The 11,867-nt window shown below is 54.3% G+C and carries 11 protein-coding genes; 6 read left to right on the top strand and 5 right to left on the bottom strand.

Going from position 1 to position 11,867, the window contains the following annotated elements:
* Nucleotides 1-15 precede the first annotated feature (15 nt).
* Both C1N69_RS12045 and C1N69_RS12040 read left to right on the top strand, forming a co-directional pair.
* Nucleotides 16-489, top strand: coding sequence for a hypothetical protein (locus tag C1N69_RS12045; RefSeq protein WP_095451207.1), 474 nt, complete (start codon nt 16-18; stop codon nt 487-489).
* Nucleotides 490-533: 44 nt separating this feature from the next.
* A complete protein-coding gene (locus C1N69_RS12040) occupies nt 534-1,850 on the top strand; it encodes a VasL domain-containing protein (protein WP_095451208.1) in 1,317 nt (438 codons plus the stop codon).
* On the opposite strand, the gene C1N69_RS12035 is transcribed toward C1N69_RS12040, so the two are convergent.
* The 4 genes from C1N69_RS12035 to C1N69_RS12020 form a co-directional block, all read right to left on the bottom strand.
* Nucleotides 1,828-2,394, bottom strand: a complete 567-nt coding sequence (locus C1N69_RS12035) for a DJ-1/PfpI family protein (protein WP_155031927.1) — start codon at nt 2,392-2,394, stop codon at nt 1,828-1,830. The genes C1N69_RS12040 and C1N69_RS12035 overlap by 23 nt on opposite strands.
* A gap of 217 nt (nt 2,395-2,611) precedes the next feature.
* Complete coding sequence (locus C1N69_RS12030) at nt 2,612-2,752, bottom strand: Ecr family regulatory small membrane protein (protein WP_032672643.1); 141 nt, start codon at nt 2,750-2,752, stop codon at nt 2,612-2,614.
* Nucleotides 2,753-2,826: 74 nt separating this feature from the next.
* Complete coding sequence (locus C1N69_RS12025) at nt 2,827-4,059, bottom strand: sensor domain-containing diguanylate cyclase (RefSeq protein WP_155031270.1); 1,233 nt, start codon at nt 4,057-4,059, stop codon at nt 2,827-2,829.
* A gap of 92 nt (nt 4,060-4,151) precedes the next feature.
* Nucleotides 4,152-6,281 carry a putative bifunctional diguanylate cyclase/phosphodiesterase gene (locus tag C1N69_RS12020; RefSeq protein ID WP_155031269.1) on the bottom strand — a complete coding sequence of 710 codons (2,130 nt, stop codon included), beginning with the start codon at nt 6,279-6,281 and terminating at the stop codon, nt 4,152-4,154.
* Between the two features lie 457 nt (nt 6,282-6,738).
* Here C1N69_RS12020 and C1N69_RS12015 point away from each other — a divergent pair, with 457 nt between their 5' ends.
* The 4 genes from C1N69_RS12015 to dbpA all read left to right on the top strand — a co-directional run bounded on the left by C1N69_RS12015 (nt 6,739) and on the right by dbpA (nt 10,867).
* Nucleotides 6,739-7,881 (top strand): methyl-accepting chemotaxis protein, encoded by a 1,143-nt coding sequence (locus C1N69_RS12015; RefSeq protein ID WP_155031268.1) that lies wholly within the window; start codon nt 6,739-6,741, stop codon nt 7,879-7,881.
* A gap of 145 nt (nt 7,882-8,026) precedes the next feature.
* Nucleotides 8,027-9,010 carry a zinc transporter ZntB gene (gene zntB / locus C1N69_RS12010; RefSeq protein WP_025759495.1) on the top strand — a complete coding sequence of 328 codons (984 nt, stop codon included), beginning with the start codon at nt 8,027-8,029 and terminating at the stop codon, nt 9,008-9,010.
* A 273-nt stretch (nt 9,011-9,283) separates the two neighbouring features.
* Nucleotides 9,284-9,466, top strand: a complete 183-nt coding sequence (ynaL, locus tag C1N69_RS23075; protein ID WP_071994076.1) for a proline-rich small protein YnaL — start codon at nt 9,284-9,286, stop codon at nt 9,464-9,466.
* Nucleotides 9,467-9,493: 27 nt separating this feature from the next.
* Nucleotides 9,494-10,867: an ATP-dependent RNA helicase DbpA gene (dbpA, locus tag C1N69_RS12000; RefSeq protein WP_095451211.1), complete on the top strand. Its 1,374-nt coding sequence runs from the start codon at nt 9,494-9,496 to the stop codon at nt 10,865-10,867.
* 42 nt (nt 10,868-10,909) lie between these two features.
* Here the strand turns inward: dbpA and ttcA are convergent, their stop codons facing one another.
* Nucleotides 10,910-11,845 carry a tRNA 2-thiocytidine(32) synthetase TtcA gene (gene ttcA / locus C1N69_RS11995; protein WP_094917068.1) on the bottom strand — a complete coding sequence of 312 codons (936 nt, stop codon included), beginning with the start codon at nt 11,843-11,845 and terminating at the stop codon, nt 10,910-10,912.
* Nucleotides 11,846-11,867: the final 22 nt, after the last annotated feature.

Genomic DNA, 11,867 nt, shown 5'->3' with positions numbered 1-11,867 from the left:
GACGGACAGTAAACCATGTCGGCAAAAGCACGATTTTTAAGAAAACTGCAGGACCAGCATCCCCGCTGTGAAGCCTTTGACACGAAGGCGGAAGCGGATATTGCGGCGTTTCGCCTGCGAATTAGCCAGCTCCAGGCGTCAATGGACACGTGGCTTGCCGGAACAGAAATCCGCACGGACGCCACTGCCACTGTGCTGGTTGAATTTCTCATCGGCGTGAGCGCGTTTTCGGTGCCGGGTATCACCCTGCACTACGGAAAGCGAAGCATCCGGTTTACCCCCATTTTCCTGTACGGGCCGGGCGTGACCGGCTGTATTGAGGCTTGTCTGCATGCGCCGGACGCTATCCGGACCCTGTACCGGTTGTTTATGCGCAGCGGCAGGCAGAATGACTGGACCTGGTGTCCGGCTGGCGTGCAGGGCGGTGATCCTGCCCGGCTTGATGAAGAGGCATTCTTTATGATGATTGCCCCTTTGCTTCCTGAGTAAACCCTGAGCCTGACTCTGGCTCGCTTTTCCCCGGAAAATGAAACATGCATGACGAACAACCCCACCCGGTGAGAACCGGCGGCGATCCGCGTTCACTGCCTCAGTTTACGGCGCTGCGCGATGAGATGAGCAAACTGACACACCCGGCACGTCCGGACGTCGACTGGATGCAGGTGGAAAAACTGTCGCTTTCCCTGTTTGAAATCAACGGTGTTGAGCTGCAGACCGGTGCCTGGTATACCCTTGCCCGCAGCCAGCTGGCACAGGTCAGTGGTCTTAAGGAGGGGCTGGCCATCCTGACAGCGATGCTGAGCTACCAGTGGGCTCAGTTCTGGCCGCAGCCGGTGCAGGCCCGGGCTGAAATTCTCAATGGACTTTTTCAGCGCCTGCAAAAACTTTTCCGTACATGGTCACTCCAACCTGCTGATTTCACGGCACTTGAGCTGGCTGAAAAGCAACTGCAGGCGCTGGACGACATTCTGAAGCGTCAGGAACTCAGACACGCCTGTAACCCGGCATCCCTGCTGCAGCAGATACGTAGTGCTTTAAGTCGCCTGGAAAACGGTGCTCTGCATGAGGAAATCTCCCAGGGCACTGCTTTGCCTGAGGAAGCGGTGCGACCAGCCAGCCAGCTGGTCTATGTCATCCATAAGGAGCCTGAGGTCAGGGTGCGGGTGGAGGAAGTGCCACGAGTCAAACCCAGACGATGGCCCGTCTTTGTGGCCGGCATGGCAACCTCGCTGGTGCTGGGCGCAGCAACGGCTTTTGGGTGGCAGGTCCTGCATCAGCCGGATGACGCCACAACTACCCTGGCTGCCTCCGTTGCCCCGCTGCCTGAACCCATGACGGCCCCGCAAATCGAGGCGTTCAGGAAGACGGATAACAGCCGGACAGAGTCTGCCATGTGGCTTGAGCGAATAACGCACCAGGTCAACGGGATCATGAACCAGTCACCAGGATGGCGGCTTCGCTATGGGCAGGGGCTGGTTTCGCAGGCAAAAGCCCTGTGGCCAGACGACCCGGCAACCCGTGAGCTGGTAAAACGCTGGGAGCAATATCAGATGGCCCGGACGCTGCCCGCAAGCAAGCTCCAGGGCTGGAATGAGGGAATGACGCAACTTGAGGCGCTGTCGGCAAAACTGGATGCGCTGGATCACCAGAAGGGAAAATACCTGACGGGAAGTGAACTGAAGACGATGGTCTGGCAGATCACCCGTTCGTTTGCCAGTGCAGTGCCGGCTGAAGAGCAACTGCGGCAACTGGTTAACGCACCGGGGGAGGGTAACACCCCCGGAGTCAGTATTGAGGAAGCCTCACGTCATCTGGATTCTTTGAGCTTTATCCTTCTAACAGCGCAGTGAACTTCGCCAGCCACTGCGGATGCGCGGGCCAGGCGGGAGCGGTCACCAGGTTGCCGTCAACATGGGCCTGATCGATGCCGATACTGGCGTAATGTCCGCCGCTGAGACGGACCTCAGGCGCACAGGCCGGGTAGGCGCTGCAGGTCCGTCCCTTCAGTATGCCAGCGGCAGCGAGCAGTTGCGGGCCGTGACATACCGCAGCTATCGGTTTGCGCGCGGCGTCAAATGCCTGAACCAGCTTTAACACGTCCTCATTTAAGCGTAGATATTCGGGCGCTCTGCCGCCGGGGATCAGCAGGGCATCATAATCCTGCTCTTTGACGCTGGAAAAGTCGGCGTTAAGGATAAAACGGTGGCCGGGTTTTTCGCTGTAGGTCTGTGCGCCGTCAAAGTCATGGATCGCCGTCATGATGTAGTCGCCCTTCGGTTTGTCGGGGCAGACAGCATCGACCTGGTGGCCCAACATCTTTAACGCCTGAAAGGGCACCATGGTTTCGTAATCTTCGGCGTAATCACCCACCAGCATCAGGATTTTCTTGCTCATCATTCCTCACCTTTATTAACAAAGATGATTAAGATATAGCCTGGCGTGGCTGAATTGCCGGAAATAAAAAAGCCCGTCAGAGAACGGGCAACATAAGCAAGTGAATAAGTGATTCGTTATCAACGTTGTTGGAGGATAACGACGCGTATCTTACGCGGCAGTCCGGCATGCAGGTACCTGACAAATTCGGTAGGTGAAACAAGAGATTAAACATGCGTTATGGGGCATCGAAGGTCGGGTAAAGGGTATTTTCCAGAAACGCGACGAAATACCAGATTTCACCGCTAAAGATAAACCAGAAGCCAAATATAATAAGGAGTAAAATAATTATGGTGAGTATTATTTCTGTTTTTCCCATTGCAGATTCTACCCACCTGAAATTATTTTATCCGAGGCAGGCATTGTAGCGGGGCTTTGTCGGATACTCCAGTTTCATGCCGCAAGGACTTTATTACGTCCGTCATTTTTAGCGCGATACAGCGCATCGTCGACACGCTTAAACAGCTCATCAATACTCTCCCCCTGATTATGTCGCGCCACGCCAATGCTGACGGTAAAGCGGGGCAACCCTGGAAGCGTTAAACGGGCAACGGCCGCACGGATCGACTCGGCAATCTGCAGCGCAGTATCGAGAGAGGTACGCGGCAGCAGAAGGACGAACTCTTCTCCACCCCAACGAAAGACCAAATCCTCATTTCGGCTGCAGGATTCCAGCGTTCGGGAGAGAGCGATAAGCACCTCATCGCCCTTCAGATGACCGAACAGATCGTTGATGTTCTTAAAATGATCGGTATCCACCAGCAGCAGGCTAAACTGCTGCTGCGCGGGAAGATGATTCAGGTCGCTTTGATCGGTAATCGCGTAGAACTGGCGCCGGTTGAGTAATCCCGTCATGGAGTCACGTAACGCAGCATGTTCCAGCTCCTGCTCCAGCCTTTTTTGCTCGGTGATATCGTGGATGATGCACAACATCAGCTTGTCACCGTAGATCTCAATGGGGCCGGCATACGTCTGAACATGACGGGTAGTACCGTCGGCAAGACGGTGAACAAAGTTAAGCGGTTTATGGCCACCGGGCAGCGCGGCGATCGCCGTCATAATGGGTATCACATCTCGCCCCAGGGTATTTATCTCCCAGGTATGCTTACTGCACATATCATCATGCGAATAACCATAAAAATTCAGCGCGGCCAGGTTAGCATCGACGATCTGGCCGTCACGCGCAGGATCGATTAACAGCATCGGTGCGCTGTTGGTCTGGAAAAAACGGGCGTAAAACCCCTGTTTTTTCCGCCGGTAGGTTGCCGAGCGGCTGGCCTTCAATCCTGTGAGGAGTTGCGGGGTGAACCCCTCGAAAACAATCACATCTCCCCAGGGGGCGTAACGGGCCAGCGAGAGACGGCAACTTAACGGTGTATCCTGCCCATCCCGGCTTATTGTCCAGATTTCGACGATCTCCTGCTCTGTTTTCAGTTCAGAGACATACATCGACAGGAGGCTTTGCGCCGTTGCGGAATAGGTGCCTTTACGCAGCGCATCGAGAGTTTTATCACTCATGGCCTGCAGAGCGGCCACATTGGCAAAAATAATCTGTTCCGACACGGGTGAAATGAGCCACACGGGAGTTTTAATAACATTCAGCGCATCAAAACAAGGTTGCGACATAGGCGTTTCCTGCTCATCGGCACACTGTGCCTGACCATCATGACCGAATTAACTCGCGTGTACTCATTTGAAACATACTCTACTTAACCCCGTCAGGCATGATTTTTTTGTGAAATATAGGCGCTGTCGGTTTGGGTTTTATTAATGGGGATAATTTGTTTGTCTGAGTTTTTCTGTAACAGCAGCCACGGGACCTGTTCGGCAGGTAACGGGCGAGAGAAAAGGTATCCCTGCAGATAGTCGCAGCCAAGACGGGTGAGCTCCGCCTGCTGTGCTTCCGTTTCTATCCCTTCTGCCACCACATTCATCTCCATGGTGCGGGCAATACTCATAATGGTTTCGACCAGCTTGTAGCTTTTTTCATTTTCCAGCATTGAAGTGACAAAGCTTCTGTCAATCTTCAGTTCTTTTGCCGGGAGTACGCTCAGCATCAGCAGGTTGGAATAGCCGGTACCAAAATCATCGATCGAGACGGTGATCCCCGCACGATTAAACGCTTCCAGTAACTCGATGCTGCGGTCGAGATTTTTGAGCGCGGTGCTTTCTGTCACCTCAAGAATTAACCTGGACGGCGACAGGTTGTATTTTTCCAGCATCGACGACACGACAGGGAAAATGTCCTGCTGTTCGAACTGGACGGGGGATAAGTTGAGCGACAGCGTCCACTGGCTGAAACCTTGTTCCGTCCAGAAATGAAGCTGCCGACACGCCGCTTCAATGGCCCAGTTACCCACCGGAATGATTAAGCCGGTTTGTTCCAGCGTGGGGATAAACAGATTAGGCAGTAACACACCCTGCTCAGGATGTCGCCAGCGAAGAAGGGCTTCAAAACCATGTATCGTTTTATCTTCCGCATGCCAGGTGGGCTGGTACCACAGTTCAAACTGGTCACGCTCAAGCGCCTGAGACAGCTCCTGCAGAAAACCGGGTTTTGCCGGGATTGCGGTTGACATCTCGGTTCTGTAAATGGCCCAGTCATTGCGGCCCTCTTCTTTAACATGGTGTAAGGCAGCATCGGCCTTGAGCTTTAGCTCATGTAGCGTTTCGCCATCCTGAGGGTAGCGGCTGACGCCCGCGCTGATTGTCGTGCTCAGCGTATGTCCACAGAGCGAAAGCGGACGTCGCATATCCCCAAGCAAGGCTTTGAGCAGGGCGTTGAGTTTGTCGTCGTCACATTCCGGTACCAGCAGGATAAAGGCATCCCCACCCAACCTGGCCAGGGTCATCTCCCGTGTGAGCCGGGCCGTAATGCGCTGCGCAACAGTGATCAGTAACTCATCCCCGACGTTGTGTCCCCAGGTATCATTAACCCGCTTGAAGTGATCGACGTTCAGGAAAATCACGGCAAATTGCCTGTTACTCAGCAACGCACTGCGCAGACAATCCTGCATGCGGATATCCATCTGTTGACGGTTAGCCAGCCCGGTGAGCGCATCGAAGCGCGCCTGTAGCTCAAGCTGGCGATTGAGCTGCCGCAGATTATCCGTCAGCCGGTTGGTACGCCAGTGAGAATCGATAAGCGAAATGATTAACATCACCCCGAGCAGGCAAAGCGTGGTAACCGAAACCCAGATGGACAACCCCAGTTCGCCGATCCCACCGGGCAGAGTGTGCGCCATTTCCTGAAAATGGGCGGCACTCATGCCGGTATAGTGCATTGCACTGATTGCGGCACCCATGACCAGGGCCGCGAGAAGGCGATCGATAAAGACCCCTTTGTGTTTATCACGCAGGCGGAATGCCAGCCACAGTGCCGCCCCGGAGGCGACGACGGCAATTACGACGGACAATGCCACAAGGCGCCAGTCCCAGAGGATGCTGTCATTGAGCATCAGGGCCGCCATACCGATGTAGTGCATGGATACCACGCCCGCGCTCAGGATCGTCGTGGCAAGGATCAGCCGAACAGGAGAGAGTTTTTTGCCGGTAACGGCAATATTAATGGCCGTGGTCGATGCCACCACCGCGACGCCGAGAGAGGCAAGGGTTAACCAGAGGTCGTAACTCATCATCATTGGCATTTGCATCGACAGCATGCCAATGAAGTGCATCGACCCAATCCCGATGCCCAGCGAGCACCCTCCGGCCATGCGCCAGAACATGGCCGCCTTTCGGCTGGAAAGGGGGATTTTCCCGGCGCTGTCCAGCGCCACAAAAGAGGCGATGAAAGCGACCAGATAAGAAATAGCGATTAACACAGGGTCCCACGATATATTGAGCATTATGCAATCCCACACCTGAGAGGGTCACCAATTTCGCCTGCCGGGTCCATCTTTATCTGGCAACGAACATGCGCATTCAAACAAGGTTAGTTATTTATCGTGAAAAATAACCAGTCATAGTAATACCCTGAAGCGTGTTAAGAATATAAAATATATTTCTTTCATTAACCTGTTAAGCATTGCTAAACATAAATGAATAATAGTAGCAAAGCGCCTTAAATATGAGGGCGATTGTCTCGTCTCACGGCAGGCGATGGTATCGCTTAACGTGGCCGGAGACCAGTATTGCAGCATGCCGCGCAGAACATTTTCACTAATACACGTTTTTTATCTGACTTAAGCAAAATCTCAGGTTGCTAACGGCGAAAAGAAAAACCAGTGACGATTGCCATGAAAAACGGTTGAGGGAATGCTATAAAACGAGATGCCGACCAAAATATAAATTGTGGGTATCATCATGCTAAAAAATATGAGCGTCAGGACCTTTATTATCGGGTTCCTTTTATCTCTTTTTTTGATAACTGCAGGTGTCGTTGTTCTATTTTCCAGCAATCCCTCTCTCTTTATTTCCCTTAACGTAATCAACTTTGTTGCGCTATTTTTGCTCTGGGTCTATATGACGAAGTATCTTGTGACGCCGATCAATACGGTGAAGAAAAGTATTGAAGAGGTGACAGCGGGCAATCTGGGGGTGTCTATTCCCGAGTTTGGCAACAACTGCGCGGGGCGACTCATTCCCGGCATTAATAGCCTTTCGGGCAACATCGCTACGCTGGTGCGCGAGATCAGGGCGTCATCGCAAACCGCCATGACCTTATCGGAACAACTCTCGTCGCGTAGCGCGCAGCTTTCGGTGAAAACCGAGCAGCAGTCGGCGTCTCTGGTGCAAACCGCAGCCAGCATGGAGCAAATGGCGGCAAGTACCAAAAACAATGCCGATAACACCCGCCTGGCGAGCGAGCAGGCCAACATGGCGACGCGACAGGCGCGCAAGGGCGGGGAGCTGATGGGGCAGGTCGCCACCAATATGGAGTCCATCACCGAATGCGCTCAGCAGATGACAGAGATTATCTCGCTGATCGACGGCATTGCCTTCCAGACGAATATTCTGGCACTCAACGCGGCCGTTGAGGCGGCGAGGGCGGGAGATCATGGAAAGGGATTTTCTGTCGTCGCAGAAGAGGTCAGAAACCTGGCGCACCGCAGTGCAGAGGCCGCGAAGAATATCAAAGCGCTGATTGAAGTCACCAGCAGTAACGTCAGTCAGGGTGCCACCGTTGTATCGGAGGCGGAGAAGAATATGCAGGAGATCGTGGCGGGGTCAGGGAATGTCAGCCGGTTGATGGACGAAATTTCCGCCTCGACCTCAGAGCAGGAGAAAGGGATATCTCAGATTACGCTGGCGTTGTCAGAGCTGGAGCGGGTCACGCAAAGTAACGTGGCAATGGCGGAGGAACTTAACGGCTCCTCTGATGTGCTGCGTAACCAGGTGATTGAACTGCAGGCCCGTACGCGTAATTTCCGGCTTGACCAGGGCACACCTTCCTCCTTATCGTCCGGCTCACCCTCCTTCCTTCAGCGGCCAGAGCACTCTCTCTGACAACACCTGCCTTTCTTGCCGGGTGACTCGTGCTTACCCGGCCGACACTCCGCCACGATATCAATACATTGCACAACGCATTTTTGTTGCTTAACCCTTCATGAAAGCTAGACTGACACCGAAAGAGTTAAATGGTGGAGGCGCTGTGGAAAGCATTAAAGGATCTGAACTTAACGTTCCTGACGCAGTATTTGCGTGGGTGCTGGATGGTCGTGGCGGTGCCCGACCGCTGGAAGACAATGATGTGATCGATAATGCGCATCCCTGCTGGTTACATTTGAACTACACCCACCCGGACAGTGCTGACTGGCTGGCCTCAACGCCGCTTTTGCCTAACAATGTGCGCGATGCGCTGGCGGGGGAAAGCCTGCGGCCCCGCGTGAGCCGCATGGGTGACGGTACGCTAATCACCCTGCGATGCATTAACGGCAGCACGGATGAACGTCCGGATCAGCTGGTTGCGATGCGTGTCTATATGGACGACGGGCTGATTGTCTCCACCCGCCAGCGTAAAGTGCTGGCGCTGGATGACATCGTTAACGATCTGAAAGAGGGTACCGGGCCCGTCGACTGCGGCAGCTGGCTGGTGGACGTGTGTGATGCGCTGACCGATCACGCAAGTGAGTTTATCGAGGAGCTGCACGACAAAATCATCGACCTGGAAGATAACCTGCTCGATCAGCAGATCCCGCCGCGCGGTTTTCTGGCCCTGTTGCGTAAGCAGCTGATCGTGATGCGCCGCTATATGACGCCCCAGCGGGATGTGTATGCGCGTCTGGCCAGTGAAAGACTCGCCTGGATGAATGACGATCACCGTCGCAGAATGCAGGATATCGCCGACAGACTGGGCCGCGGACTGGATGAAATTGATTCCTGTATTGCCAGAACGGCGGTGATGGCGGACGAAATTGCGCAGGTGATGCAGGAGTCGCTGGCGAGAAGAACCTATACGATGTCCCTGATGGCAATGGTATTTTTACCCAGCACGTTTCTTACCGGGCTGTTTGGCGTCAACCTGGGCGGCATTCCGGGTGGTGCGTATCGCTATGGTTTTACCGCGTTTTGCGTCATGTTAGTTGTTTTGATTGGTGGTGTTGCATGGTGGTTGCATCGTAGTAAATGGCTGTAAATTTACGCTTTTTTCTCCTTTCGACGGGGTCAAAACGCTCTTTTAATTGAGCGAAGTCAATAAACGTTTACCCCGTAAGGTGCACTATTACTCCCGCAGGTGAATGCAACGTCAAGCGATGGGCGTTGCGCTCCATATTGTCTTACTTCCTTTTTTGAATTACTGCATAGCACAATTGATTCGTACGACGCCGACTTCATAGTCGGCTTTTTTTTGCCTCCTGAATCTCAGCGTCTACCCTAAAAGGGATGACAGTCAATTCTGGAGGGAATGATGAGCATCCTCAACGCTCTGCTATTGCAACAATCACGTCAGTCCGATCCCACCCCGACCGATCCGGTGCCAATGCCCGATCCCATCCCGCGTCCTCAGCCGATGCCCGACCCGCCGCCCGATGAAGAACCGATTAAATTGTCGCATCGGACCGCGAGATCTGCGAGGATACGCGCCATCTGACCGCAAAGATCACCACGAGAGACAATTGTGACCGCTTTTTCTACCCTGAATATTCTGCCCGCCGCCCAACTCGATAACCTTAACGAGTTGGGATACCTCACGATGACGCCTGTTCAGGCGGCCGCGTTGCCCGCTATTCTTGAGGGCCGCGACGTGCGCGTACAGGCGAAAACGGGCAGTGGGAAAACCGCGGCATTTGGTCTTGGCCTGTTGCAGCATATCGATGCGGCGCTTTTTCAGACCCAGTCGCTGGTGCTGTGCCCAACCCGTGAACTGGCCGATCAGGTCGCTGGCGAGCTGCGTCGCCTGGCGCGATTCCTGCCAAACACCAAAATTTTAACCCTCTGTGGCGGACAGCCGTTCGGCGCGCAGCGTGATTCACTTCAGCATGCGCCGCACATTATCGTCGCGACGCCAGGCCGCCTGCTGGATCACCTGCAAAAAGGCACCGTTTCGCTGGATGCGTTACACACGCTGGTGATGGATGAGGCGGATCGGATGCTGGATATGGGCTTCAGCGATGCGATTGACGAGGTGATCCGTTTCGCACCGGCCGAGCGTCAGACGCTGTTGTTCTCTGCAACCTGGCCGGAAGCCATCGCCGCTATCAGCGGGCGCGTGCAGAAAAATCCCCTGACCATTGAAATCGACAGCGTAGATGCGCTGCCCGCCATAGAGCAGCAGTTCTTTGAAACCTCGCAGCAGGGGAAAATCCCGCTCCTGCAGAAATTGCTGAGCCAGCATCAGCCGGCCTCCTGCGTGGTGTTCTGCAATACCAAAAAAGATTGCCAGTCGGTCTGTGATGCCCTGAATGCTGCCGGGCAGAGCGCATTGTCGCTGCATGGCGATCTGGAACAGCGCGATCGCGATCAGACGCTGGTCCGTTTCGCCAACGGCAGCGCCCGCGTGCTGGTCGCGACCGATGTCGCTGCACGCGGTCTGGATATCAAATCCCTTGAGCTGGTCGTGAACTATGAACTGGCGTGGGATCCGGAAGTCCATGTCCACCGTATCGGTCGTACCGCACGCGCCGGGAACAGCGGTCTGGCCATCAGCTTCTGCGCGCCGGAAGAGGCGCAGCGCGCCAACATTCTCTCTGAGATGCTGCAGATTAAACTGAACTGGATGAATGCCCCTGCCGGCGTCAGCCTGGTGCCGCTGGAAGCCGAAATGACGACGCTGTGTATCGATGGTGGTAAAAAAGCCAAAATGCGCCCGGGGGATGTATTAGGTGCGTTGACCGGAGAGGTGGGGCTGGACGGGGCGGATATCGGTAAGATTGCGGTTCACCCGGCGCATGTCTATGTGGCGGTTCGCCAGGGCGTTGCCCATAAAGCCTGGAAGCAGCTGCAAAACGGGAAAATTAAAGGTAAAACCTGTCGCGTACGTTTGCTGAAATAAAGAATGAAGCGTCTCAGAAGGTCTTTCTGAGACGCTAATCGCTTACTTCACTTCAACGACGTTCAGACGCAGCTCTTCAAACGCGTTGTCATCGTCTTCTGGCTGCCAGCCAGCTGGCTGCATCGGGATATCTTCCCGGTCAAACGCCAGGTCACCGCCGTTCACCACGTCAGATTCGTGGTTGATGCCTTTGAAGTCGAACAGTTCAACATCCGCGAGATGCGAAGGCACGACGTTCTGCATCGCGCTGAACATGGTTTCGAGCCGCCCCGGATAACGCTTGTCCCAGTCGCGCAGCATGTCGCCAATGACCTGACGCTGCAGGTTCGGCTGAGAGCCGCAGAGATTACATGGAATAATCGGGAACCCTTTAGCCTGAGAAAAACGCTCGATGTCTTTTTCGCGGCAGTAGGCAAGCGGGCGGATCACAATGTGTTTGCCGTCATCGCTCATCAGTTTAGGGGGCATACCTTTCATCTTGCCGCCGTAGAACATATTGAGGAACAGCGTTTGCAGAATATCGTCGCGGTGGTGGCCCAGCGCAATTTTGGTCGCACCCAGTTCCGTCGCGGTACGATACAGAATGCCACGGCGCAGACGAGAGCAAAGCGAGCAGGTGGTTTTTCCTTCCGGGATTTTCTCTTTCACAATACCGTAGGTATTTTCTTCGACGATTTTGTACTCAACGCCCAGGTTCTCGAGATATTCCGGCAGAATATGCTCCGGGAAGCCCGGTTGTTTCTGGTCAAGGTTGACCGCCACCAGGGAGAAATTCACCGGGGCACTTTGCTGAAGATTACGCAGGATCTCTAGCATGGTGTAGCTGTCTTTACCGCCTGACAGGCAAACCATGATGCGGTCGCCTTCTTCAATCATGTTGAAGTCTGCAATGGCTTCGCCCACGTTACGGCGCAGTCGCTTTTGCAGTTTATTCAGGTTGTATTGCTCTTTTTTGTTAATTTCTTGATTCTGTTGCATTGAGTACTACCTTCGGAGCCAG

The sequence above is a fragment of the Enterobacter sichuanensis genome (assembly GCF_009036245.1).
Lineage (GTDB): Bacteria > Pseudomonadota > Gammaproteobacteria > Enterobacterales > Enterobacteriaceae > Enterobacter > Enterobacter sichuanensis.
This window is presented reverse-complemented; position numbering and strand designations above follow the sequence as displayed.